Source organism: Paenibacillus sp. FSL H7-0940, from assembly GCF_037979415.1.
GTDB lineage: Bacteria > Bacillota > Bacilli > Paenibacillales > Paenibacillaceae > Paenibacillus > Paenibacillus amylolyticus.
Genome location: NZ_CP150280.1, coordinates 4,366,075 through 4,390,575, shown reverse-complemented (window position 1 = coordinate 4,390,575; position 24,501 = coordinate 4,366,075). Strand labels below are relative to the sequence as shown.

22 protein-coding genes are annotated in these 24,501 nt (G+C 47.6%); 15 read left to right on the top strand and 7 right to left on the bottom strand.

Going from position 1 to position 24,501, the window contains the following annotated elements; all coding sequences use genetic code 11:
* The first annotated feature begins 32 nt into the window (after positions 1–32).
* The 5 genes from MHB71_RS19490 to MHB71_RS19470 all read left to right on the top strand — a co-directional run bounded on the left by MHB71_RS19490 (position 33) and on the right by MHB71_RS19470 (position 3,620).
* Entirely contained in the window at positions 33–899 is an 867-nt protein-coding gene (locus MHB71_RS19490; protein ID WP_340027315.1) for an aldo/keto reductase, read from the top strand.
* Between the two features lie 225 nt (positions 900–1,124).
* Positions 1,125–1,511 carry a GntR family transcriptional regulator gene (locus MHB71_RS19485; protein ID WP_036606428.1) on the top strand — a complete coding sequence of 129 codons (387 nt, stop codon included), beginning with the start codon at positions 1,125–1,127 and terminating at the stop codon, positions 1,509–1,511.
* A complete protein-coding gene (locus tag MHB71_RS19480; protein ID WP_017690291.1) occupies positions 1,504–2,202 on the top strand; it encodes an ABC transporter ATP-binding protein in 699 nt (232 codons plus the stop codon). Before MHB71_RS19485 ends, MHB71_RS19480 begins: the two co-directional genes overlap by 8 nt.
* Positions 2,199–2,939 (top strand): hypothetical protein, encoded by a 741-nt coding sequence (locus MHB71_RS19475; protein WP_036606429.1) that lies wholly within the window; start codon positions 2,199–2,201, stop codon positions 2,937–2,939. Before MHB71_RS19480 ends, MHB71_RS19475 begins: the two co-directional genes overlap by 4 nt.
* A 180-nt stretch (positions 2,940–3,119) precedes the next feature.
* A complete protein-coding gene (locus MHB71_RS19470) occupies positions 3,120–3,620 on the top strand; it encodes a hypothetical protein (protein WP_036606430.1) in 501 nt (166 codons plus the stop codon).
* Between the two features lie 127 nt (positions 3,621–3,747).
* On the opposite strand, the gene MHB71_RS19465 is transcribed toward MHB71_RS19470, so the two are convergent.
* Complete coding sequence (locus MHB71_RS19465) at positions 3,748–4,632, bottom strand: WYL domain-containing protein (protein ID WP_340027313.1); 885 nt, start codon at positions 4,630–4,632, stop codon at positions 3,748–3,750.
* Positions 4,580–5,935, bottom strand: coding sequence for a WYL domain-containing protein (locus tag MHB71_RS19460; protein WP_340027312.1), 1,356 nt, complete (start codon positions 5,933–5,935; stop codon positions 4,580–4,582). The genes MHB71_RS19465 and MHB71_RS19460 overlap by 53 nt, the downstream gene beginning before the upstream one ends.
* A 345-nt stretch (positions 5,936–6,280) precedes the next feature.
* Here MHB71_RS19460 and MHB71_RS19455 point away from each other — a divergent pair, with 345 nt between their 5' ends.
* The 5 genes from MHB71_RS19455 to MHB71_RS19435 all read left to right on the top strand — a co-directional run bounded on the left by MHB71_RS19455 (position 6,281) and on the right by MHB71_RS19435 (position 14,045).
* Entirely contained in the window at positions 6,281–7,774 is a 1,494-nt protein-coding gene (locus MHB71_RS19455; RefSeq protein WP_076251271.1) for a TROVE domain-containing protein, read from the top strand.
* A gap of 26 nt (positions 7,775–7,800) precedes the next feature.
* Positions 7,801–8,601 (top strand): nucleotidyltransferase domain-containing protein, encoded by an 801-nt coding sequence (locus MHB71_RS19450; protein WP_340027311.1) that lies wholly within the window; start codon positions 7,801–7,803, stop codon positions 8,599–8,601.
* A gap of 433 nt (positions 8,602–9,034) precedes the next feature.
* Positions 9,035–10,645, top strand: coding sequence for a 3' terminal RNA ribose 2'-O-methyltransferase Hen1 (locus tag MHB71_RS19445; protein ID WP_340027310.1), 1,611 nt, complete (start codon positions 9,035–9,037; stop codon positions 10,643–10,645).
* Positions 10,642–13,320: a polynucleotide kinase-phosphatase gene (locus tag MHB71_RS19440; RefSeq protein WP_340027309.1), complete on the top strand. Its 2,679-nt coding sequence runs from the start codon at positions 10,642–10,644 to the stop codon at positions 13,318–13,320. Before MHB71_RS19445 ends, MHB71_RS19440 begins: the two co-directional genes overlap by 4 nt.
* A gap of 95 nt (positions 13,321–13,415) precedes the next feature.
* On the top strand, positions 13,416–14,045 hold the full coding sequence (locus tag MHB71_RS19435) for a copper amine oxidase N-terminal domain-containing protein (RefSeq protein ID WP_036606441.1): 630 nt from the start codon (positions 13,416–13,418) through the stop codon (positions 14,043–14,045).
* 131 nt (positions 14,046–14,176) lie between these two features.
* Here MHB71_RS19435 and MHB71_RS19430 read toward each other — a convergent pair whose 3' ends face one another.
* The gene (locus tag MHB71_RS19430; protein ID WP_076251277.1) at positions 14,177–14,569 is read right to left on the bottom strand and encodes a RidA family protein; all 393 of its coding nucleotides are present in this window, start codon (positions 14,567–14,569) and stop codon (positions 14,177–14,179) included.
* Between the two features lie 276 nt (positions 14,570–14,845).
* On the opposite strand from MHB71_RS19430, the gene MHB71_RS19425 reads away from it, so the two are divergent.
* Positions 14,846–15,097, top strand: a complete 252-nt coding sequence (locus MHB71_RS19425; RefSeq protein ID WP_076251279.1) for a hypothetical protein — start codon at positions 14,846–14,848, stop codon at positions 15,095–15,097.
* Between the two features lie 61 nt (positions 15,098–15,158).
* Here MHB71_RS19425 and MHB71_RS19420 read toward each other — a convergent pair whose 3' ends face one another.
* Positions 15,159–16,079 carry an AEC family transporter gene (locus MHB71_RS19420; protein ID WP_017690279.1) on the bottom strand — a complete coding sequence of 307 codons (921 nt, stop codon included), beginning with the start codon at positions 16,077–16,079 and terminating at the stop codon, positions 15,159–15,161.
* Positions 16,080–16,200: 121 nt separating this feature from the next.
* Here MHB71_RS19420 and MHB71_RS19415 point away from each other — a divergent pair, with 121 nt between their 5' ends.
* From MHB71_RS19415 to MHB71_RS19405, 3 genes are all read left to right on the top strand, one after another.
* A complete protein-coding gene (locus tag MHB71_RS19415; protein WP_036672422.1) occupies positions 16,201–16,716 on the top strand; it encodes a mismatch-specific DNA-glycosylase in 516 nt (171 codons plus the stop codon).
* 259 nt (positions 16,717–16,975) lie between these two features.
* Positions 16,976–17,551 carry a sigma-70 family RNA polymerase sigma factor gene (locus tag MHB71_RS19410; protein WP_340027307.1) on the top strand — a complete coding sequence of 192 codons (576 nt, stop codon included), beginning with the start codon at positions 16,976–16,978 and terminating at the stop codon, positions 17,549–17,551.
* The gene (locus tag MHB71_RS19405; RefSeq protein ID WP_340027306.1) at positions 17,529–19,142 is read left to right on the top strand and encodes a hypothetical protein; all 1,614 of its coding nucleotides are present in this window, start codon (positions 17,529–17,531) and stop codon (positions 19,140–19,142) included. The genes MHB71_RS19410 and MHB71_RS19405 overlap by 23 nt, the downstream gene beginning before the upstream one ends.
* A gap of 233 nt (positions 19,143–19,375) precedes the next feature.
* Here the strand turns inward: MHB71_RS19405 and MHB71_RS19400 are convergent, their stop codons facing one another.
* Positions 19,376–20,437, bottom strand: a complete 1,062-nt coding sequence (locus MHB71_RS19400) for a LacI family DNA-binding transcriptional regulator (RefSeq protein ID WP_340027305.1) — start codon at positions 20,435–20,437, stop codon at positions 19,376–19,378.
* 335 nt (positions 20,438–20,772) lie between these two features.
* On the opposite strand from MHB71_RS19400, the gene MHB71_RS19395 reads away from it, so the two are divergent.
* The gene (locus MHB71_RS19395; RefSeq protein WP_340027304.1) at positions 20,773–22,092 is read left to right on the top strand and encodes a glycoside hydrolase family 125 protein; all 1,320 of its coding nucleotides are present in this window, start codon (positions 20,773–20,775) and stop codon (positions 22,090–22,092) included.
* A gap of 311 nt (positions 22,093–22,403) precedes the next feature.
* On the opposite strand, the gene MHB71_RS19390 is transcribed toward MHB71_RS19395, so the two are convergent.
* Both MHB71_RS19390 and MHB71_RS19385 read right to left on the bottom strand, forming a co-directional pair.
* Positions 22,404–23,459, bottom strand: a complete 1,056-nt coding sequence (locus MHB71_RS19390; RefSeq protein ID WP_340027303.1) for a Gfo/Idh/MocA family oxidoreductase — start codon at positions 23,457–23,459, stop codon at positions 22,404–22,406.
* 49 nt (positions 23,460–23,508) lie between these two features.
* Positions 23,509–24,396 carry a sugar phosphate isomerase/epimerase gene (locus MHB71_RS19385; protein ID WP_340027302.1) on the bottom strand — a complete coding sequence of 296 codons (888 nt, stop codon included), beginning with the start codon at positions 24,394–24,396 and terminating at the stop codon, positions 23,509–23,511.
* Positions 24,397–24,501: the final 105 nt, after the last annotated feature.

Below are 24,501 nucleotides of genomic sequence, written 5' to 3'. Positions count from 1 at the left end.
TGTCCATAAGTCTTCAGAATGGAGGAGTATAGATGATGCATGGTAATCCAACACGCACGATTCTACTTCCGGATGGAACTGCCCTGCCTGCGATAGGACAAGGCACATGGAACATGGGAGAGAAGCAATCCAGCCAGCAAGAAGAAGTACGAGCACTTCGTTCCGGTATTGAACAGGGAATGACCGTGATTGATACAGCGGAGATGTATGCAGAAGGCGGGGCAGAAGTTGTTACGGGAAAGGCCATCGCGGGCTATCGTGATGAAGTTTTTCTCGTATCCAAAGTGTATCCCCATCATGCGGATCACAAGCAGATGATTGCCGCTTGTGAGCGTAGTCTCACGCGTCTTGGTACAGATCGTCTGGATCTGTATTTGCTTCACTGGCGTGGAGGAGTACCACTCGAAGAGACGGTTGAGGCTTTGGAACAATTGAAGCAATCCGGTAAAATCATTCGCTGGGGTGTATCAAACCTGGATACAAGGGATATGCAGGAGTTATGGAGTCTGCCGGAGGGGTCTCAGTGCATGGTGAATCAGGTGCTCTACCATGCAGCTTCGCGTGGTATTGAACATGATCTGCTTCCCTGGATGCGGGAACGGAGCGTTCCTGTAATGGCGTATTGTCCACTGGCACAGGGTGGCAGACTTCGAAGTGAATTGTTGGAGCATCCAGTCATTCAGAAGATTGCGCAGGATCGAGGAGTTACGACTTCGCAGATCGCATTAGCCTGGGTGATCAGGGATGGAGATGTGCTGGCGATTCCCAAGGCGGTACAGCTGAATCATGTGGCAGACAATGCAGCAGCAGTGAATATCGTTTTGACACAAGAGGAACTCGCCCGTTTGGATGAGGCATTCCCTGCACCTAAAGGCAAAGTACCTCTAGATATCGTGTAGCTGGCTCTTTTTTATTGGATAAGCATATGAATAAGGTAACAATACGATTAATAAAGTTATGCAGAGCAGATCTTCACGATCTGCTCTTTTTTTTGTATGGATATCAATAGTCGAAGCTGGCCCATCAATTGAGCGAATATATATTTTAACAAATGGGCTTTACAACACTATTTCACTAGTGTACTATGTAACTAACACACCAGTACAGAGAGGAGCGAGAGCTTTGTGACTATAGAATTTGATAACAATTTACCAATCTATCTGCAGATCATGCAGTACATCAAGAGACAGATTGTAACCGGGACACTTCAGGCAGGTGACAAAATTCCTTCGGTTCGTGAACTGGCAGCTGAACTACAGATCAATCCAAATACAGTACAACGGACATTTCAGGAGCTTGAGCGGGAAGAAGTGGTCGAAACCAAACGGGGCTTGGGCAGATATGTGACCAGTGAGGAGCGGAAGATTATGACGATCAAAAAAGAGATGGCCGGTGAATTGCTGGAACGCTTTCTGACCGGAATGCAGGAACTGGGGATCGAAGAGCAGGATATCTTATCCATCGTAGCCGATGCCGTTGCGGAAGGAAAGGGAGGAACAACGCATGAGTAACATCCTTGAACTGAACCAGATCAATAAAACATATGGCAATAAGAAAGCGCTAAGTAATATTACATTGGATATTGCACCGGGACGAATCGTAGGTCTACTGGGGAGCAACGGTAGTGGAAAAAGTACGCTCATGAAGCTGGTTGCAGGTTTGTTGCATCCGAGCAGCGGAACGATTCAAGTCACAGGTAAGCCTGTTGGGCTGGAGACGAAGGCACTGGTTTCGTTCATGCCGGATCGTCCATTAACCGAGAAGTGGATGAGAGTGCGGGATGCGATTGCGTATTATCGCGATTTCTATGCTGATTTTGATGAGGAGAAGGCGCGGGAGATGCTGGACTTCATGAACCTTGTCGAGAGTGACCGGGTACGGCATCTGTCGAAAGGTATGAATGAACGACTACAATTAACACTGGCACTTTCTCGTAAGGCTCGTCTGTATTTGCTGGATGAACCGATTGGCGGAGTAGATCCGGTTGCGCGTGGCAAGATTCTGGATGCGATCGTCAAATTCTATGATGAAGACAGCAGTCTGATCATCTCCACGCATCTTGTGAATGATATCGAACGGATTTTTGATGAAGTTGTCTTTATTCGCGAGGGCGAGCTGGTGATGCGGGAAGAAGTGGAAACGCTCCGTCTGAAATATGGGAAAAGTGTGGATGAGATGTTCAAGGAGGTCTATGCGGAATGATGACATTATTGAAATATGACTTTAGAAGGAACTGGAATACACTGTTGGCGGGGCTAGTTATTTTGATTATCGCGCAAGTGGGACTTTCCCTTTTCGTGTCTGAGGTCACAGGGATTGTGCTTGGTATTATGGGATATGTTGGAGTAGGTGTGGCTATTTATGTGAAAATGATCAAAACATACACGTCCAATATCCGATCATATAATCGCCGCCTTTTACCCGTAACGGGCCTGTCACATGTGTTGTCTCCCTTGATCTTTGGAGCCCTTTGCGGGTTGGGGTTAGTCATTATATTCGCGACTCATGCCTACATCTATATCTCAATGAAGCTACGAATGAACATGGCTACCAATATTGATCTTTCGGGTCTGCATGTCTCGGATTATATTAGTTTGTTGCTGTTTAGCGCATGGGTTATGGTATTCATGACCGTCATTATCTTCCTTTCGATCTCGATTGCAGGCAGCTTCCGTTGGAGAACGGGGCCATGGATTGGAATCGTTGCATTCTTTGTCCTCGTTAATCTGCTTGGCTGGTTGGAAAATATCATTACGACAGGACGTTTTAGTCCAAATGAAATGTTCCGGTACACGGAAGAAAGTACAGGGATCTCGATCACAGCCAATGGCGTATTATGGTCGGACGGCATGTGGGGAAGCATTGTATTTGAAGTTATTGTGGCGGTCATCTTGGTGTGGGCTACCATTTACCTGAACAACAAAAAAGTCGAAGTTTGATAACAGGATAATTTGAACGTGATGCGAGCAACCAGGGTTGCTCGTTTTTTTACATCCAGTAATAATCCACTTTTTGAATCCATTACCATTAATTATACGTATATATAGATATATTGTGTGCTCGATGCGAGATTAGGTTAAAGAGAACAAAAGGATATGTAAGGGAAAGGAGAAAGCGTTATGGAACTATACTTCAGGGATAACTTTTTTAACGCAGGTTACACCGAGATTATGAATCCAAATCAGGAACAGGCAGGGCATCTGGATTTGAAAAGTGTCTTTGGTTCTTCGCTCGATGTATCGGATAACAGTGGATTGGTCTGCAGCGGTAAATTTCGCATGTTAACGAATCGTTGGGATATCACTGCAGCAGATGGGAGACATCTGGGTGTGTTGCGGGCGAGATTCAGTTTTTTTAGTAAAAAGTATGAATATGACGCAGGATCACGAGGTACATATGATGTGTCTGCTCCAGCATTTTCGCAGGAATATGATATAAGTGGCAGTGGTGGCCGCATCGTGGCCAGTTTCCGTCGCACCAGCGGCTGGTTTAGTTCAGGCGCATTTGTATTAGATAACCAGTCTGAACAACTGGACACGTATGAATTAATTGCAGTGGTCATGGGCGTGCACGCGATTAACAAAAGACGGAACTCGGCAGCTAGCAGTGGTGGAACCTAGTTTAGGCGCATGTATAGCAAAAAGGTTTGGATGAGATCATCCAGACCTTTTTTTTCGTATATGGATATGGATATGGATATGGATTTGGCTTTTGAGCAATAGTTATGGTTAACCCACTCTTACAAAATCATTGACCATCGGCTTTCGCAAGAGAGCCTTCCTCGCGTTGGGGGTGCTGAACTTCATTGGAGTGTTTGGGATGCATATCAGGATCTTTTTCTATATAACGGGCCAATGCCTTGGCAGCTGTTTCGGACATCCGCTCCCGCAGCATCGTGTGGTCAGCGATTCGAACCCGTTTGCCTAGAAAACGCATCTTGGATAAGACATAATCCATCTCATTCCGCGGAACGGTCAGCTCGATTCGATACGTCTGCTCGGCTTCCAGGTACTCGACCTGTTTCTCGAAGCAGGAGAAGGCATAGAGGATTCGGGATAACTCCTGATTGAACTCGGGCAGAACCTCGATGGTGATGGTCGTTTTGCGTTTCTCTGTTATCGCAGCAATTCGAGCAGTGTAACTCGAAGCGGTATCCGGCTCAACGGGTTGGGCTTCCACGGTAACGATGCTGTGCAGCTTGGTGGACATGAGCTTGTCGAAGCGAGGCGCGTACCAGAGCACATACCATTCTTTTTTGACCATGGAATACTCCAGTTTATACGGGAAACCAAATTCATCATGGCTTGTGCGTCCATTACGGACGCGACCCGTCATGCGAAATCCCTGATGATGCAAAATGATTAGCCGTAACTGTCTAAGCAGTGGATGAGAGACACTGTTTTCTTCGCTTTTGGCTTTTTCGGTCAGGTAATCTTGAAGGTTCAGGTCCTGCTCACCATTCAGCATGTTGTACATTTTATCCAACGTTACAGCGCTCAGCGCTTCTCTCGCAGCAGGGTGATTCAGCATCATGCGAAGCCAGGCCCGTTCCTGTGAGGTCCAGGTGAACAGTCCGGTTTCATTCAGTCGTGTCATCATCTGGTAATTGAACATCTTCTCGAACAGGTTCATAATATTCGGCAATCTCCTTCCATTCCTTAATCATCTCCTGGCGTAGTCTCTGAGGTGCGATTATTTCGCAGCTTGAGCCAAAACTCCGTAACCACGGTTTGATCTCGGTGGTACCGTTGACCTGGATTTCGTAGAGAAAGGTATGATCCGTTTCGGGTATAATTTTGCCCCATTGACCTTGCAGGCGAACCCGATCCAGAATAAAGTTGCGCTGACCACGCTCCGGGTAGAAAAAGCGAGCTTGAACCGTCACGGTATTTCCCGTATCCACGAGCCAACTGTAGCGACTAATGTCGGTCCACTGCTGCTTCAGTTCGAGCATGTATTGCTCTTCTACTGAATCTTGTTCCTCCAACTGTGTTATGCCTTCCATGCGGAATTTCACAAAGCCGCGCCGGCCCTGATATCCAATTACATACCAACGACCATACTGATGGTCATAGATCACTTCAAGGGGCACGATCCGGTTGGATCGTCCGCCTGCTTCCCGTTCAAAGCGTGGATTCGTATTCTGTGAACTGTAGCTTGATGGTTTTTTCGGTGAATAGTATAGGAACTGCACACGTTTACGCTGACGAATCGCACTAAGCAGTGTGTAGAGATGAGCTTCGTCCAGGATACGAGAATAATAGTGATACTTATAGATATAGGGTTCGGTAGCTTCTTCTTGCGGAAAACTTGCCGTAATGGCTTTCTTCAAACTGTCCCGCAATAAGTACCCCTGTACGGAAGGAACTTGGGTGTTCGCCATCATATCCACAAAATCATACAACTCCAGCTGTTCCTCCACTGTCAATTCGGTAAGGACGTCCTGTTGTAAAGCATATCGATACGGTCTGCCACCCGGCTCTTTTCGGATAACCCCAACCTCTTCCAGATACTTCAGATCGGAACGAATGGTTTTCTCGTCAGGTAACGCCAGATCCTCCGGCAGATCAGCACAGCAGGCGTCCAGCAGTTCCATCGCGGTCAGGGTTTTATGTTGTAAGGTATGCAAAAGGACAGAAAGCCGCTGAACTTCAGTCTCTTTCATCGACTTGGCGCGGAAGAGGAAGAGCAACATAGGCTCTGCCGACTCCCCGTATTGGAAGCGGACGAGATCTGCCATTTCCCGGCCTGCTTCGGCACTTGAGCGTTGGTCGGCGACGGTCTGCATGATTTCTTTTAATCTGCGATTGGTTTTATCAAAGGTATGTACGGATATGCCAAGCCGCTCGGCATATTGTTTGCGGTTATATGCACCGCTTGTTAGGGATAACATGCGTAAGAACTGAATTTCTTTGTCAAAACTCTCTCTTGCCATGAACATTCACTCCTCGTTATCCCTTCATTGTAGCAGGATGAGCGGAAGGTTTCATTTTAAACTTATGAAGGTCGTCATACTTTTACCATGTTCGCGTGTAGATGTGTGAGGCATAATGAGGTTGTGAAGCGGGGCAGCAACAAGCGCTGTGGATCAAGGTTCCGAGGCGCCAGGGAGGGTTACTTCGACTGTTAATCGACCAGGTCATTGGTTCGAATCCAATCGCCGCCGTACATGGCGGTGTAGCTCAGCGGTAGAGCGGGTATTATACCTTCCCACCTTTTTCCTCGGAACATTTTATTATGAAAGAACAGCAAATAGACTCACACCGGGAGGTCATGAGTGATGAGCAGAGCAAAACAATTATTTAATCAACCTCAACCAACGACACGTAATCATGGGGGCTACGGAGCCTATGAGCGATTGGTGGAGGAACAATATATACAGATGTTGATGACCAATACATTGAACAATACTTTTTATGCAGATACCCAGCAACTGATGGACGATGCGATGGTCAGTCATCAGGAGATGGCTGAGGTCGATGCAGGGTTTATGGCGCGGGCGCTGGTCTATGCTCGTAATGAAGGTTTGATGCGGTTACAGCCTCTATACGGGCTGGCACTGCTGTCCAAAGTGGACCCGGATCAGTTTGCGAAGATATTCTCCAAGGTGGTACAGACACCGGCTGATTTGGCCGATTTTCTGACCATTCTGAGAGGATTGGGTCGGGGGCAGGGCGGCCGAGCGGTGAAACGTCAGGTAAGTCAATTTTTGAACGGCATTACTGAATATTGGGCGATCAAATACAACGGGCGTGGGCGTGGATACAGTCTGGGCGATATGATCGCTACAGCACATCCCAAGCCGATAGATCTGAAGCAGCAAGCCTTATTCCGTTATTTGCGCGGGCATGAGGTGGATCTTACGGAACTACCGCAGTTGCAGGCGCTTGAAAAGCTGAAAGCTACTCCAAACCCGGCAAGCCGGATGCATCTGATCGAGAAAGGTAAACTGCCGTATTCGGTGGTCACCTCGATCATGCAACCGACACGTACGGTGTGGGAGGCGTTAATGTCACAGATGCCTACTTTTGCGTTGCTGCGCCATCTGAATGCAATGGATCGTGCGGGAGTTTTTGAAAAATCGAAAAATATCGATTACGTAACAGGTCGTCTAACGGATGCAGAAGCCCTGCGTAAGTCGCGCATCTTACCATTCCGATTCGCCAGTGCATATGAAATGATTGCGAGGGAAGAGCTGCGGGATGCTTTGCGACAAGCGGTAGAGATATCCATTGGCAACCTACCAACGCTGCCGGGAAGAACGGCTATTTTCCTGGATCGCTCCGGTTCCATGCAAGGGGATTATTTACGGATTGGTTCGGTGCTGGCACTGGCGCTTTATAAACAAACAAGAGGTAACGCACTGTTCTGGTTATTCGACCATATGGTTGAGGATGCTCGTCCCAAGATGGATGAGAGCATCCTTTCCCAAGCTCACCTTATTCGCGCACAAGGTGGAACAGACACCGGTCGACCGGTGCGGGAACTTCGGGATATCGGAGAAAAAGTGGATCAGATCATTATGATCACCGATGAACAGCAGAATGAAGGCAGCCCGTTATATGCTGAGCTTGAGCGATATCGGCGGATGATGAATCCGGAGTTGAAGGCATTTATTGTGGATATAGCACCTTATCGGCAGGCCATGGTACCGCCACGGGATGGCAAAACCTTTTACATCTACGGTTGGAGTGAAACGGTATTGACGTATATTGCTGAGACTGTAGCAGGATATGATACACTCGCGAACCGAGTGAGAGAGATAGAGATTTAAATTGGGGAATTTGGAGGCAACTGACGATGACCTATGTTGATGAAGAAATGAAAGATACGATCAAACAACAGCTCAAACAGATTGAACAGGAGGAGCAGGTACAGATCATCTATGCCTGTGAATCGGGCAGTCGGGCGTGGGGGTTTCCTTCCCAGGACAGTGATTATGATGTGCGTTTTCTGTATGTAAGACCGCTGGAGTGGTACTTGTCGATTGAGGATAAAAGGGATGTTATCGAACGCCCCATCAGTGATCAGCTCGATATTAATGGTTGGGATATGCGTAAGGCTTTGAAGCTGTTTCGCAAATCAAATCCACCGTTACTGGAGTGGCTGCAATCCCCCATTCAGTATGATGAACAGTATAACGTGGCACAGCATATCCGTGCACTGTCGCCTTTGACCTTCTCGCCCAAGTCCTGCATGTATCATTATCTCAATATGGCAAAGGGGAACTTCCGCGATTATTTACAAGGGGACCAGGTGAGGATTAAAAAGTATTTCTATGTTCTTCGTCCCTTACTGGCTTGTGGTTGGATCGAACGTTATGATGCAATGCCACCGATGGCATTTGAAGAGCTTGTGCAAGAACTTGTACCTGCGACTACACCGCTGTATACGGAGATTCATGAATTGCTGCGCCGGAAAAAGGCGGGCGAGGAACTGGATCTGGAGCCGCAGTTGCCAGCAATACAAGCTTTTTTGGCGGAGAAGATCGAGCATTTTGAACAACTGGCCGGCCAGATGGAGAATGAGCAAATTATTGAATTTGAAGAATTGGACCGGATTTTCCGTTTTGCATTACAAGAGGTGTGGGGGAACAATTAGGACGTTTCTTCTCACCCAGGCAAGCGATTCGATGATGAATGTCCGCGTCCGAACGTTTTATAGTCCAGGTCGGCTGGCTGATTGTGACGAATTGCAATTGCTAGGGAGAGTATGTTCTAAGGAACACAGGACGTCTTATATGGCCTCCAGGGTGCCTTTTTAAAATGTAAGGAACATGGGACACGTTATTGTCCGAAAAAGTCGGATAAAAGGCTGGAAAATGGCGGTTTAGCCCCATATAGCGTGACTTGGGTTCGTTAGGTTTCAAGGGGGCTTCTCATCATGAAATAAGACGCCAGCGATTCGTTAGCGCTCCATCATGCACTTGTGCTGCTTTGGCTCAGGGACGTTTAAGTACGCTTGGGCTTTCAGCAGGTTTGCAAGAAACGCACTAGTGCGTGACGACATTTTTCATATATAAGGAGGAGAACTGATGCATCTGATCTTGAAAGCAAGCGGCGCTGACGCGGGGGTTGTATCCCATTTATTAGCGAAGAATCCGCTGAATATATATGACCGCGTAGACAAAGGTGTGCGTGTAAGAATGGTGTACACCACAACTACAGAGAGCGAAACAGAAGTGCTGATTCATGCCGAGCCTGATCCTGTGGATCTGGTCAGAGGTACACCTGATGGATATGACATAACGCAATATATCAATGATCGTGAGTTCGTGACCAGCAGCTTGTTCTGCTCCTACATACGTGGGGCGCTAGGGACGGCCTTGAATGGTAAGCCCATGGAAGACTATGTGCAATGGGTAGGGCATGCTTTCGAGTTGGAACTGACCTTTGGCCCAGTGGCTTCCGATCTGCCGGATCGAGTTGTGGAAGAATTATTCTCGCCATTAGGATACGCCGTTTCGGTGGAGCGTGGAGAACTATCGTATTCATTTGATCTGAAAAATAAAAGCACGGTTCGCCATATCATCCTGCGTGGACGTAATACGGTACAACATGCACTGCGTCAGCTTTTTCTACTGATTCCAGTGCTGGATAATTACAAACATTATTTCATCAGTGAAGATGAGATCGATAAAATCAAACGGTATGGTGAAGGGTGGCTGGATGCTCACCCACTGAAAGAACTCATTGTGAAGCGTACGCTACGATTTGCCGAACTGATTCGGCAGTATGAGCGACAAGAGGGTGCTTTGTCTGCGTCTCTTGGACAGGAGAGAGGAATATCTCAAGTCTTGGATACGGTTATTCAGGAGAATAAAGCAGGGCATCAGGAAGAAGGAGAACAAGAGCACCTGGGGTCCGAGTCCGATAGCGATGAGAAGCAACTGAATGCAGATTCTAGAGGTCCAGGTGAAGGTACGGATGCAGATACAGAGATAGAAGATGGTGATCCCAAGATTGCTGATGTAGATACAGGTACAGCTGGAGGAGATGGCGGGCAATCTGAACAATCTGAACCTCTTGTGCGGTTAAACGAGTTGCGTTATCGTGCGATTACAGATGTGATTGCAGCGTTGCCAGTCAAACGGAAGATTGTTGATATGGGAGCGGGTGAAGGCAAGCTGTCTGCCCGTTTGGCGTACATTCCCGGTGTGGAGGCAATTCTGGCCGTTGAACCTTCCGGTCAGTCGCGGCTCCGGGCTATGGAGCGCTTCGCGAAGCTGGAGGGTCGTTCTGGAGTGGTGGCTATGCCGGAGCCAATCATCGGTTCACTGTTTTATTTTGACGAGCAGATGCAAAACCAGGACGTTATGATTCTGTGCGAAGTGGTTGAGCATATCGAGGAATATCGTCTGAACGGAATTATGGATACAATCATGAACGATTATCAGCCAGAAGTGCTGCTGGTCACTACACCAAACAAAGAATATAACGAAGTGTATGCAATGGAGCAGGAAAGTTTCCGTCACCATGATCATCGCTTTGAATGGACTCGTGCGGAGCTGGCTTCCCGGTGTGAGGAATGGACGCAGCACGGGAACTATGGCTATGAAATTAAGGGTATCGGTGAGCATGTAGAGGGCTATGGACAACCTACCCAACTGGTCATTTTTGAACGGAGAAAGGAGAGTCTATCATGAGTGGAAAAACGGGTTCTAGCGAAACAGCTGGTGTGGGCAGAGGACAGCTGGATCGGGAAAGTGGGACAGAGGAAAGACAACGCGAGATTCGTCTGCCTCATGCAGGTATCGTTGTTCTTGTCGGCCCGTCCAACAGTGGAAAAAGTACACTGCTGGATCGTCTCGTTGCAGAAAGTGTCATTCGCCGTACAGAAGCCATCTCGTCAGATCAATTCCGCATGCTGGTTGGAGATGATGAGTATGTGGATTGGAAACAACGTCCCCGCAGCGAAGCGAATGTGATCTATGCGGAGTATCAGCAAGTATCGGCCAAAGCATTTGAGGCGATGGAGGCGATGCTGGCAACCCGCTGCCGTCTGAACAAGCTGACCTGGGTGGATGCGACACATCTGTATCCCGAGGATCGCGAGCGCCTGATTCAGGTGGCAAGAAAGGCTCATGTGCCTGTGATTGCTGTGGTGCTGGATATCCCTGAAAAAGAGCTGCTGGAACGTGATGCCCAGCGGGAGTATCCGCGTGGACGTCAACGGGTAAAACAACAGGTGCAGCAGTTCAAGCGCACATTGCGCTCGATCCGTGAGGATGGCTTCGATGCCAGTTATGTGCTGAAGCAGCCGGATGAGATTACGTTTGTCCGCACATCCAATCCACTGGTGACCGACATGGGTACAGGTATTGATATCATCGGAGATATTCATGGCTGTTACGATGAAATGATGGAAATAATCGTGCGTCTCGGGTATGTGGACGAGGATGGAAGTGGTCTGTACCGTCACCCTGAAGGAAGGAAATTGGTTTCCGTTGGTGACGTAACGAGCCGTGGGCCAGAATCATTAAATTGTCTGTTGTTCTGGCAACGGCATTGTGCCGCCGAGCTCGCCTACATGATTGACAGTAATCACGGCTGGAAGATCGCGCGTTATCTGGATGGTCGTGATGTTACGTTGAGTCATGGTGACGAACGGGTGGAGATGGAACTGCTACAGTTTGAGCGGGAGCAAGGCCAAGAGAAAGCAAAGCGAGTACGTGCAGAGCTTAGGGCATTTCTGCTTGATGCACCATCTCATCTGGTCTTTTCCCGGAACGGGGTAAGACAGGTGGTTGTAGCACACGCGGGAATTCGAGATCATTTTATCGGAAAACAGTCCAAACGCATTCAGGATTACTGCCGATATGGCGATGTAGAGGGTACGGATGAGCAGGGTCGGCCTGTGCGCAAGGATTGGTACGTGGATCACAATTCGGGTGAATGCATCGTCTGGGGACATGATCCCCGTCCATATCCTACGATTGTGAATGATACGGTCAACATTGATCAAGGTGTCGTTTTTGGTGGCATGCTCACTGCTTGGCGAATGCCAGAACGTGAGGCAGTCAGTGTTCCGGCGAAGCAGGATTATGCTGGAGATCCGGATAGTCCATTAAAGCGCTGGGAACAGCGGCGTTTTGCTCCGCCCAACATACGTAAGTTCAAGGAGGGTTTCACGGTTCAGACAGCATCCAAACTTGATGTGTCTGTGCACGGTGAGGTGGCGAAGACGGCAATTGATACGTTTTCCCATTATACTGTACCGCTGGAAGAACTGATTTACATCCCGCCTACGATGAGTCCGCCGCCGGGTGTCTGTTCTGTAGAGGGATATCTGGAGCATCCACAGGATGCGTTCCATTATTATCGCTCACAGGGCGTTACCCGTATGGTTGCCGAGAAGAAACACATGGGCAGCCGGGCCATTTTGCTTCTTTTCCGGGATGAGCAAGCTGCGGTGCAGCGAGTGGGTAGGCCGATGTTGGGGAACATTGTGACCCGGACGGGCCGATCCTTTTTTGACCCTTCGACAGAGCAAGATGTGCTTTCCAGATTACATGCGGACTTGACCGTAGACGGTTATTTTGATCGTCATCAGACGGAGTTTGTATTGCTCGATGCGGAGATTGTACCTTGGAATCTAAAGGCGCGTGAGCTGATTGCTTCACAATATGCACATGTGGCTGAAGCCTCCATGATGGATCGCTCTACGGTGCTGGACAAACTGCGCGAAGCTCAAGCAGCAGGTCGTAACGTAGAGGAGTGGTTGCAGGAAACAGTAGGTAAACTCACTAATGCCGAAACGTTCCGCGATGTATTCCAGAAATACTGCTGGGATGTGGATGATATCGGGGACATTCGGATTGCGCCGTTCCATACACTTGCACATAGCACGGGAGCATTTTGGGAGCAAACACATGAATGGCATATGGAACAAAACCGTGAGTTCGCCCGGATGTCGACCTTGATGATGGAGACGGAATATCGCGTGATCGCAAGTGAGGCAGATGAAGCGGATGTCATTCGTTGGTGGGATGAGATTACGGCGGAAGGACATGAGGGGATTGTGATCAAACCCGAAACATTCCGCGCCTGGAATAGCAACAAAATCATCCAGCCTGCGATAAAAGTACGAGGACGTGCATATTTGCACATCATCTATGGTATGGATTACCTGGCACCCGACAATCTGTCCCGGCTTCGTAAACGCAAAACGTCCAAAAAAGAACGTCACGCCTTAATGGAGAGTGCTTTGGGCATGGAGGGGATTGAGCGCTTTATACGCAGAGAGCCAGTGGAACGAATTCATGAATGCGTGCTGGCGACGCTTTCGCTAGAATCAGAGCGAGTAGACCCGCGTTTGTAAACTGTTATGTGAAAATAAATTTTGTTATTAACCTATATTGTATGGGTAATTATGGTATGATACTCTGGCCAAACTAATTGCTGGAGGTTATCCGTATGCGTATCAAATTAATAAGCAGTTTGCTTGCCATTTTTATGATTTTTGCTACTGTTGCATCTGCCCATCCGGGAAGAACAGATGCAAATGGGGGACATACCTGTCGAACCAACTGTGCAAAATGGGGGCTGAAACAAGGGGAATATCATTATCACAACGGAGGTTCTTCTTCGAGTTCCAAATCTTCCTCTTCAAGTTCATCCAGTTCAGGAAGTACCAAGAAAAGTAATAAGTCTTCAACGGCAACCCAAAAGAAAGCCACTCCTAAACCAGAATATATCAAGTCTGCTATTCAGGTGAAGGTGAATGGTTCCAAGGTTATTTTCACCGAGTCTCCAATTATAATGAATAACACGAATCTCGTACCTCTGCGTGAGATGGCCAAAGCAATGAAAGCCAAAACGTCTTGGGACAGTAAGACTCAGACCATTACCGTTACCAAAGACAAGTACAAGCTAATCTTTACCTTGGGCAGTAAAAAGGTGAAGGTTAACGGGAAAGAAGTCACCCTACAGGCAGCACCCAAAGAAATTAAGGGAACGACGTACATTCCCCTCAGAGTTTTGGTAGAAGGGCTTGGGGCATCCCTCACTTCTTCTGGTAATACGCTGACGGTGAAAGTCAAATAATAAGAATAAGAATTCATAAAGAAGCAGGTTCGGAGTTTATCCGACCTGCTTTTTTTTGTATATGAACTTCGTTAAAGCGAAACCTCATCAGGCCATTTTACTTGGCGCTGCAACTTTTGACATGACCCGGATCAGTCGGTATGAGCAACGGCGCGAATCTCAATCAGTTGATGAGGGAAGGCCAGACAAGATGTCCCAACCATCGTAACAGCCGGACGATGAGTACCAATGTACTCTTTATACACAGCAACACATGGCTCAAGATGCTCCTGCGGGTGAACCAAAAAAATCTCCAGTTCAGCAATGTTCGACTTGGTCACGTTAAATCCTGCGAGCACGCGATCCAAGTTATCCAATGTCTGGCGGACCTGTGCTTCAATATCATCGACACCAATAAACGTCCCCTGCATATCATGCGAAAATTGACCTGCAATGTAGATCGTACCGTTAATGCTGTATCCCTGAGCAACGCTGAATGCCTCTTCCCACGGGACCCCGTGGCTATATATTTGAGCTGTAGTCATAAGTTTCTCTCCTTTGAAAATTCAAGATATGGTTAGTATAAACGGAGAAAAACGACTTGGGCAGTACGCACTTTCATGACAGTGACTATCCATTGGGATAGTGTAAACACGGTGTTTGTGAGCCTAACGACTCATTTCAGAGAATCTTTATATCAGGATATTTAATTTAGGTATAACTAACTTAAGTCCTATATCCTTCCACTAGAATCTGGGTAATAATTATAATAGGCAAGTGATTAATGGAATCTCATAACGTAACGATAGGGGGTAACCTGTATGGCATCTGTGATTCTGCTGGTGAAACAGACGGAGGACGATGAGAAGGTTATTTATCGCTTCGGACCGAATGAGCGAAAGATGGGGCTCATTGAGATGAATAAGATTAAGGAAAGTGTGAAGGAACTGGAACCTGTCCAGGTGGATGGGGTAAGCCCGAGTTTTTTCTTTAACCGAGCCGCGCAGCGACTGGTACGATGTTTATTCAGGGAAGGCGGCAAGTTCCCGGAACGAACGACGTTTGAATCATAGTCTTAGCACCGCAAAAATAAGTCCACAACCCTGCTCATGGGTCATGGACTTATTTTTCGTTTCAGAACGTTTTGGCATAAGAAATCAGTGCTGTTATCGTGATGATGTTAAGCAACGTTGAGATTAGCACCGTCTGGGCTGCAAAATCTGGTTCGTTATCGTATTCTTCTGCGAGAATGGATGCATTGACACCCGTCGGCATACCGGAAGCGATAATAAGTGCCTGTGCAGCGATACCTTCCAACCCAAGCAGTAGCACAATTGAAATCCCGATAGCCGGGCCAATCAGAAGACGCAAAAATGTGCTAATATACACATCAAGGCGATACAGTTGAATTGGATATTTTACAATCTGTGCCCCGAGTGTCAGAAGCGCCACGGCAACCATACTTTGCTGCGCATAGGTCAGTGGCATGGACAGGAACGTAGGCAAGGGAACCTTCCACATGTGTAACAGAATCCCCAGCAAGAGCGCATATGGAACAGGCATTTTAAGAAATCCAATAATCACAGCACGGTAATTACCTTTGAGCTTCGCGCCCTGAATGGACAACACGCCATAGGTAAATGTCAGTAATGCCTGCAAAGACATGACCAGTGCCTGAATGGAAGAGGCGAGTGGATCGCCGCGGAATACCAGTGCATTGATGGGCAGTCCATAGTTGCCTGCGTTATCCAGCATAATACTGTTGTTGAAAGCAGCCTTCATGCCTTTATTCATCCGAAGCGAGCGCGCAAATACAGAACCTACAATATAGAGAATCAATACATATATCGCGTAAAAGAGTGTCACGGTCCCAAGCAGTTCGCCCGACATATCCGAGTGGTACATGCTCATAAAGACGGCTGCGGGGGTAATACAATAGAAATTGATTTTGGCGAGTGTGTACAAGTCCAGCTTGAACACCTTTTGCATCCATGACCCCACGGCGATCAGGAGAAAGACGGGCAGGACGACTTCAAGCATGATGTCTGCAATCATTAGTTCAGCTTCCTTTTTCATGAAAATTTCAATCCGATTTCGAAAATGCTTTGCTCATTATATCATTTTATACACAACCGAATGTGGGAATAGGCTAAAAAAGATCAGGAGGGGTTGCATCATGATTCCAGATCATCTGGATGTTGGTTTATCGATATTGTTTATTGGTTTCAATCCGAGCATTACGTCTGGAGAGACAGGTCATCATTATGCTTACAAAGGAAACCGGTTCTGGCGCATCCTTGAACGGTCGGGGTTAACCCCGCGTTTATACGATGCACAGGAGGATGGAGAGTTGCTGAAGCTGGGATATGGATTCACGAATATTGTGGCCCGTCCCACCAGAGGTATGGAGGATATTACGAAGGAAGAGTACGCAGAAGGACGACAGATTTTACGGCAAAAGCTGGAGGAATACCGACCGGACATCGCCTGTTTTGTCGGAAAAGGAGTGTACACCCAGTACAGCAAGCGTACCAAAGTGCAATGGGGATTCCAGGACGACCCGGTCGTCAAGGAAATTCAGGAGTTCGTCGCTCCGTCGTCCAGTGGACTCGTGCGCATGTCGATGGATGAGATTGTGGCGATCTATTCCCAGCTTGCTGATTTTGTTGCGGAGAAGAACAGGGAAGATTAAGAGGCAAGTAAGGCAGGAAAGGTAAGATAGCAGGAAGAGGCTACCACGGAATGTGTGATTCGGGTTGCCATAAAGTTCACCACCAAACCTGTAGAGAATGTGCAGCGGCAATTACAGAATGTTGGTACGCAGAGTTCACCCAGTCGGCTTTGGCGATAAGGGCGAATTCTTTTTTTTGGATAAAGTGAGAGGTTTCGGGAACGGCTTCCGTCTATATAGTACAGAACCATGCATGGAAGCTGTGGAGAAGGGGGATTACATGAATCAACAGATACCGGAGGAGGAGCTTATTCAGCGTATTGTTGCAGGGGATAAGCAGTTGTTCTCCGTGCTAGTGGATCGATATAAAAATAAAGTCTACGGCATCATGCGCGGAATGGGCGCGAGTCATCCGGATGCACAGGATCTCGCTCAGGATACGTTTATTCGCATCTATTGTTATCTCCCTTCGCGGCGGGAGGGAAGCAGTTTCTCGTCGTGGGTGTATACCATTGCGGTGAATCGGATGCGGGATTTTATACGGGAAAAGAAACCCGTCATGTTCCCGGTCAATCAGGGGATCGAACCTGTCAGTAATGAAACACCTGAAAAGCGTGTGCTGCATAAAGAGATGCAGCGTGAAATATATCGACAGCTCGAACAGTTACCTGAATCGTATCGCCTGGTGTTATTACTGAAGTACACAAACGAGTTGAGCTATGAAGAGATTGCAGACATTACAGGCATGAGTTCAACCAAAGTGCGCAACGCCCTTTATCGCGGGAAAAAAACGCTGAGGAAGCAAATGGAACGCAAAGGAGGTTTAGCTACGTATGAAGCCTATTTCAAAGGATGAAGATCGGTTGTGGGAAGAGCACCTGTTCCGTGAGGAGCCGGATGCGGATTTCACGCTTAAGGTCATGCAGAAGCTGGATGGCGTGTCCATGGAAAGTGTGGAAGAAAAAAGTCCATTCGTGAAAAAATCTATGAGAGCACATTGGATGCGCCGGACTGGAATCGCCGCAGCGGCAGTTGTGATTCTTGCCGGAGGGGCCTGGTATGCTTTTGATCACACAGCAGAGCCAGCGCAACCCGCGGTAAATGCTGTAGATCGTCTGCCATTGCCTAACATACCTGTGCCTGAAGCATTGAAATATTCCTATTTTGCGGATGATTATAAACGTCTTAAACCTCTTGGACTTGTGGTTAATCCGGATATCAATATCAATGACCAGGGCTACACGCTTAAAATTGAAGACGTGCTTGTAGACCGATCTCATATGGTAATGACCATGCAACAAACAACACCTGATGGATTAGGGGTATCACGGTTTCTGCCTGAGTTGGGGAGAATTCATGTTACGGATGAAGAGGGGCGACAGGTTGCCACTCTTGCAAGAGATGCAAGAACAAAGGGCCCTCTAACTGAACGATTGTTATTCCAGTTTCATGATGAAATTCCGGATCAAGTGGTCGTGCGGGGTGAACTGCGTAATTTAAATGTGGGCAGATATTATGATTACGAGAAGAAATCCTACGAAGATAGAGATGTTACGGTGGATTGGAGCTTCAAATTCAAGATCGATATGACCAAAGCCAAATCATTGGCTGTTGAAAATTCTATGGATAACACATATACGACGCCAGAAGGACTAAAGCTTGATATGACACAGCTTGTACGCACGCCAAACGGAACTCGGCTTGACCTGAATGTGAGTCTGGATGATGAACTTCGTGCCAAAGTTGATGAGAATTGGGCGAGCTATATGAGTATCATCTACCATCTTGAGATTCCTGAAACAAATGAATATCGAATTTTCAATGGAATAAGACCAGATGCCCGTCAAGCCAAGTTCCAGCTCCAAGATCAGAGTGACTTAAGGAACGGTGGGCCGTTGAAGTTGTCAGAGACATGGGACCCTGCGTTGGTAACGGTAGATGCGAAGAACATTCGCTTTGTTCTGGATGGTTACACCCTGCCGGTGAAAGAAGAGAAATCAGTGGAAGTTGACCTGAATAAGAGGCGTAAGGACACGAATTTTTATACTTTTGCACAATTTGAACAGCTTGGAGATAAAATATTATTCTATGATTTTGAGTACGAGCCACTGATGGAATCGTATGATCCTCCGAAGATTGATGTAAAGGAAGGGTATTCACTAGTTCTGAAGGGGAGTGGGACGTTCCGAAATGCTTTCATGGGTGATCGCTGGGTTGCAGTAGATTCGGATGGAAAAGAGTATCCTGTTGAAGTGAACGGTTATCCGGATCAACCTAATAATAACGGTGAATACGTTGAAGATGATCTGCAATTAAAAATTCGGGGGTTTAACGAAGAAAAGGGTACAAAATTCACTTTGAAAAGAACCGTAGTCAATAGAGAGTATCGTGATGTGAATTGGGAAGTGGATCTTCCGTCGTACGATAGCCTGCCTTGGCTGAAATAACCACTAGTACAATTCCTCAGACATGAAGTAAATGAAGCTTCGAATGGATGATATAAGGATGGGTGGATGGATCATCAGATTTAAGTGTGAATGTACAGGAATATAAGGATATAAGCCTAATATACGAAAAAGGCCCTGCATAATATGCGGGGCCTCTTTTGTATGCACCAGACTTATGGGACAGCAAGTACCTAACGAATTCATCTTCAGAAAAGAGCAGTACCTTTTCCGAATTATGCCGATTCCCTTGGAATCAACGTAGTCGATAACATAACCGTCTCTTTCGGCGTTCCCGGGCGTTCGATCCGGCGTTGTAAAGCTTCAACGGCACGCTGTCCGAGTTCCTCTTTGCACAGGTTAACCGTGGTCAGGGGCGGGGAGGACGTAACGGCAGAATGTACATTGTCGATACCGATGACAAGACAATCTTTAGGCGTGGAGATGCCCATCTCCTTTAATTTGTGCATCCACTGCAAGGCGATATCATCATTAACACCAATCCAGGCATCAGGGCGCTCGTCCTCTGGCATGTTTTGAATGGTGGTAGCCAATTGGTTAACCCATTCGCCGTTCTCATACGGAATATTCCATTCTCTGAGGCTGGTCGTATGACTGGTGTCCACATGGAAATGGTTCAAGGCCAACTCAATCCCGATTTTCCGCTGCGCGAAGCTGGCAGCACGACCATCATCTGTGATGAGGCCGATCCGTCGGCAATTCAGAGACATTAGATATCTAGCCACGGTGATGCCAGCTTCCAGATTATCATGGCTGATCGTATCACAATTCAGCAGGGGTTCCTGATGATCTACCAAAATAATAGGCCGACCCGTCTGAGAGAGTCGTTGCAGAACCGTATGCGGGAAAGCTCCCATGACAATAATCCCGGCACAACGTTCCCAGTCCAAGTGAGGAGCAATAGCTTTTTCGGGTGAGGTGTTCTCGTCCGTCACTCCGAGTGAGGGAGATACAATGGCATGATGCCAACCACGCTCATTACAGGCGGAGATCATGCCTGACAGAACACGTTGCCAGTAGTGGGGTTCACCGCGGTTGAGCTGATTCATGCAAATGAGAACAAACGGTGGATCGGACGGATCTGCATGGTTTGCAGTAGCAGAACTATTGCTAGTACCTGGAGTACTTTGGCGATACCCCAGTGCCCGAGCGAGTTCCAGAACCCGTGCGCGTGTTGCTTCACTGACACCCGTCTTGCCACTGAGTGCGCGGGAGACGGCATATTTGGATAATCCCAGCTGGTCAGCCAGCGTCTGAATGGATACTTTGCGTGACATATCATTACTCCTTCATTTGACGATCATCTTCTGACACAGTACACTTACAAATAATAATGTTATTATAATTTATCATAACAAAAATAACAATATAATTAGAGTGTTAGCTCCAATCTATATATGTTCAACTAAATATTTACACGATAACGGAGAGGGCAGAAATAACCTGAAGAAGCGAAGCGTGCGCCTTTATCACCGGATTTCCCCTTGAGAAAGGGGATCGAAAAATCTGGGGATAACAGCGATCAGAAGGTTAGGTTATTCTGCAATCGGAGTGCTGGTGTAAAAAATTATTAGCTGAACTTAAATAAACCAATTCAAAGGAGACAACATCCATGGAACAGTTCAGATTACCGAAAATCCCTATGCCGCATCTGGAATTGCCGCAAGCTGTGCAGGATATTCTGACTGAGGCGGACGAGCGTTTGCAACATCGACCGAGATTGCTGACTCAGTTTCGCAATTGTTTTCCGAATACACTGGAAACGACCACGAAGCTACTGGAGGATGGGACAACCTTTGTGATTACAGGGGATATTCCCGCCATGTGGTTAAGGGATTCGGTAGAGCAGGTTATGCATTATGTTCCACTTGCGAAGGATGATGAGAAGTTGCAACGTATCATTGGAGGGCTGATCAAACGTCATACGTTCTACGCTGATATGGATATCTATGCCAATGCGTTCAATGAAACAGCGAATGGATGGCATTGGGATGCCAATGATGAGACGGAGATGTCGCCCTGGGTGTGGGAACGGAAGTTTGAATTGGATTCCCTCTGTTTCTCCATGAAGTTGGCTTATGCATATTGGCAGGAGACTGAACTTACGGATATATTTGACGAGCGCTTCAAGAAAGTAATGGAGAATATCGTACACCTGTGGGAGATAGAACAGCATCACACAGAGCAATCACCTTACCGGTTCATGCGCCGTAATTGTCCTGCCCATGATACGCTGCGTAATGAAGGATTGGGTATGCCGGTGAATTATACGGGGATGATTTGGTCCGGATTTCGTCCGAGTGATGATGCCTGTGATTTTCATTATAATATTCCGGCGAACATGTTCGCTGCGGTAACCTTGCGCCAGATGGGGGAGATCGCGAAGTGGGTGTTCCGGGATGAGCAGCTGGTGAGTCAAATGGCTCGTTTGGAAGAAGAAATACAACATGGCATTTCCCTGTACGGTACTTACCGTCATCCGGAGTATGGACAGATATATGCCTATGAGACGGACGGTTACGGCAACTTTTGTCTAATGGATGATGCGGGCACACCTGGACTGATGTCCATACCGTATATGGAGTATGCTTCGATTGAAGACAGGATATATCAGAACACACGTCGATTCATTTTAAGTAAGGAAAATCCGTTCTATTATGAAGGGCGGGTAGCCAAAGGTATTGGTAGCCCTCACACCCCTCCGGGATACATCTGGCATATGGCGCTATCCATGCAGGGTCTGACCGCAGACAATGACGAGGAAATACTGGCGATGATTGAATTGCTGGAGAACACGGATGCGGGTACTGGATATATGCATGAGGGTTTCCACGCCGATGATTCCAGTACGTTCACCAGACCATGGTTTGCCTGGTCCAACAGCCTGTTCTCGCAGTTGGTGTATAAGGCAATGAAAAAAGGAATTCTATAAAATGATGAAAGTCCAAAAAAACTGCTCACTGCTCGCGAAGCAGCCGTTCCGGTTACGAATCGTTCTTTCGATCGCTGTTATCCCCGGATTTCCTGATCGACTTTTGTAAAGTCGAAATCCGGGGATAAAGGCGAGCACTTCGTTTCTTCAGAATCGATTTCGTTCCCTGCACTACTTTTGCTATTTGGAATGACAATTTTTTTGTGACAACATTTTTGGAACTAGGAGAGTAAGTGAAAAAACAAGAAAGCCCAAACTGCTAAACTTTTGCAGTTTGGGCTTTCTTTAATATGAAATATACAGGCGCTTTGCTATGTGTTTTTCAGTAGATCGGCGATGAACACTTTCTGTCCTGTGCGGGCGCTTTCCAGGGAAGCGAGGACCATGGCCATGCTGAACTGGTTATCACTGCAATCGGTCTCAGGCAATCGCCCTGATTCCAGTGCGGCGAACATGTCTTCGAGACAGCCGTGATGTCCTGTTTTGTCCATGACAGGCAAGTCCGCTTCAATCCGCTCACTTGGCTGGAAAAAGGATGGTTTGCCGTCAGCATCCAGGCTTTGCGCAGTAACTACTTCAGCATAGATGTCATCATGACCATCCCAGATGGCGGTTCCTTTTTCACCGATTACGCGCCAGCTTGCTTCCCATGATGTGGGTACACCTTCTGCGCACCAGGACCCGCGATAGTTGAATACGGACCCGTCGGACATCTCAAATATACATAACGCCATCGCATTGCCCTGATACCAGGAACCTGGAGGATTGAACTCATGGCAGTACACAGATACCGGGTTGGCTCCGAGAATATACCGTGCCTGATCAAACGTATGTATCGCCATATCGAGCAGCAGTGGACTATCCATCAGATCACGGAATCCACCGAAGTGTGGCCCGAGGAAAAAGTCAGCCCCTGCGTAACCTACCTGCCCTATAGCTCCGCCGGAAATGAGGTGCTGGTAGGCGCGGATACGCGGATCGAAACGGCGATTCTGCATGACGGCTTGAATGTGTCCTGTGCTGCGAGCGGTTTGCACAATATCTGTGCAGTCTGAGAAGGACTCTGCCAGTGGCTTCTCGCCAAATACGTGACATCCTTCCTTCAGCGCCGTCATGGCAATGCCGTAGTGACTCGCCGGAATTGTGACATCAAATACGATATTTGCACCAGTCGCTTGAATGGCTTCACGGATATCGGTGAACGTAGGGCAGGTGAGGCCATGTCTTGTAGCAAAAGCAAGGGCTGTCTGTTCATATAGATCGACCAGTCCGACGATTTCTGTATCCGGCCTTTGCAAGGCATAATCCGCCCATGTGTTTGCCATGGCACCGCAGCCAGCAATAATTACCCGATAAGGATGAGTCATGTTCTCATCTCCTTTGCATGGAATTGTGTTATACAGCTCGCATGGTTTCCTATACCGGATTGGGCACAAAATCGCCGCCGCGGCATTGTTTCAAATATCGCAATGCATGCACCTGTCCGGTCATTTCGAGTTCGTCTTTGTAGACAGGATCATGCCAGCCTTCAATGTCAATCGTACCCTGATAACCGTTCTGGCGCAGAATGGTGATAATGTCTGCCCAGTTGTTATCCCCGAAGCCGGGTGTGCGGTGCCAGACAAATTCACGTGGGCCATGCACACCGTATTCCTTGACAATATCCCAGGCAATCGTGGCATCTTTGCCATGTACGTGGAAGACTCTATGAGCCCATTTGCGTAGCTGTGGAATAGGATCAATCAGGCTGGACATTTGATGGCAAGGCTCCCACTCCAAGCCTACATTTTCATCCGGAACAGCATCAAACATCATCTCCCAGGCCGTCGGGTTATGGGCAATGTTCCAGTCGCCCGTCTGCCAGGTTCCACCCATATCACAGTTTTCAAAAGCAATGCGTACACCCCGGTCTGCTGCCCGGCGTGCCAATTCACCAAATACTTCCTTGAACCGGGGGATAGACTCGTTAATGGGTTGATCGGTCAGACGTCCGGTGAACCCGGAGACGATATCTGCACCAAAGAGCTGTGCATGATCGATAACTCGCTCCCAACTTGCCAATGTATCGGCGTTGTCTCCGGCTCCTGTGAGCGGGTTACCAAATACACTCACCGCGGAGATGACAATACCTTGTTCGTCCACGATTTCACGGACACGTTTGGCTGTCTCTGCCAGATCCAGATCACCAGTTGTTTGCCAGAAGGTCAGGTTAAATGATTCGAAGCCATGTTGCATGATCTGCGGGATAACGCGGACGGCGTCCTGCCCGCCTACAAGTGTACCGATGCGTAATGATTTATTCATGGTTGTATTTCACTCCAATATTGGCTTATAGTACTTCGTGACACACTCATTATAGCCGTGGATTAACGGGATGGCTCTAAACAATCTTGTGTAATAATAGTCGGA

Coding starts and splice junctions, on each gene's coding strand:
- MHB71_RS19390 (WP_340027303.1), bottom strand. CDS start 23,459: ATGACTCATCCTTATCGGGTAATTATTGCTGGCTGCGGTGCCATGGCA.
- MHB71_RS19400 (WP_340027305.1), bottom strand. CDS start 20,437: ATGTCACGCAAAGTATCCATTCAGACGCTGGCTGACCAGCTGGGATTA.
- MHB71_RS19435 (WP_036606441.1), top strand. CDS start 13,416: ATGCGTATCAAATTAATAAGCAGTTTGCTTGCCATTTTTATGATTTTT.
- MHB71_RS19480 (WP_017690291.1), top strand. CDS start 1,504: ATGAGTAACATCCTTGAACTGAACCAGATCAATAAAACATATGGCAAT.
- MHB71_RS19405 (WP_340027306.1), top strand. CDS start 17,529: ATGAAGCCTATTTCAAAGGATGAAGATCGGTTGTGGGAAGAGCACCTG.
- MHB71_RS19420 (WP_017690279.1), bottom strand. CDS start 16,079: ATGATTGCAGACATCATGCTTGAAGTCGTCCTGCCCGTCTTTCTCCTG.
- MHB71_RS19460 (WP_340027312.1), bottom strand. CDS start 5,935: ATGGCAAGAGAGAGTTTTGACAAAGAAATTCAGTTCTTACGCATGTTA.
- MHB71_RS19385 (WP_340027302.1), bottom strand. CDS start 24,396: ATGAATAAATCATTACGCATCGGTACACTTGTAGGCGGGCAGGACGCC.
- MHB71_RS19470 (WP_036606430.1), top strand. CDS start 3,120: ATGGAACTATACTTCAGGGATAACTTTTTTAACGCAGGTTACACCGAG.
- MHB71_RS19465 (WP_340027313.1), bottom strand. CDS start 4,632: ATGAACCTGTTCGAGAAGATGTTCAATTACCAGATGATGACACGACTG.
- MHB71_RS19410 (WP_340027307.1), top strand. CDS start 16,976: ATGAATCAACAGATACCGGAGGAGGAGCTTATTCAGCGTATTGTTGCA.
- MHB71_RS19455 (WP_076251271.1), top strand. CDS start 6,281: ATGAGCAGAGCAAAACAATTATTTAATCAACCTCAACCAACGACACGT.
- MHB71_RS19415 (WP_036672422.1), top strand. CDS start 16,201: ATGATTCCAGATCATCTGGATGTTGGTTTATCGATATTGTTTATTGGT.
- MHB71_RS19425 (WP_076251279.1), top strand. CDS start 14,846: ATGGCATCTGTGATTCTGCTGGTGAAACAGACGGAGGACGATGAGAAG.
- MHB71_RS19475 (WP_036606429.1), top strand. CDS start 2,199: ATGATGACATTATTGAAATATGACTTTAGAAGGAACTGGAATACACTG.
- MHB71_RS19395 (WP_340027304.1), top strand. CDS start 20,773: ATGGAACAGTTCAGATTACCGAAAATCCCTATGCCGCATCTGGAATTG.
- MHB71_RS19440 (WP_340027309.1), top strand. CDS start 10,642: ATGAGTGGAAAAACGGGTTCTAGCGAAACAGCTGGTGTGGGCAGAGGA.
- MHB71_RS19490 (WP_340027315.1), top strand. CDS start 33: ATGATGCATGGTAATCCAACACGCACGATTCTACTTCCGGATGGAACT.
- MHB71_RS19450 (WP_340027311.1), top strand. CDS start 7,801: ATGACCTATGTTGATGAAGAAATGAAAGATACGATCAAACAACAGCTC.
- MHB71_RS19430 (WP_076251277.1), bottom strand. CDS start 14,569: ATGACTACAGCTCAAATATATAGCCACGGGGTCCCGTGGGAAGAGGCA.
- MHB71_RS19445 (WP_340027310.1), top strand. CDS start 9,035: ATGCATCTGATCTTGAAAGCAAGCGGCGCTGACGCGGGGGTTGTATCC.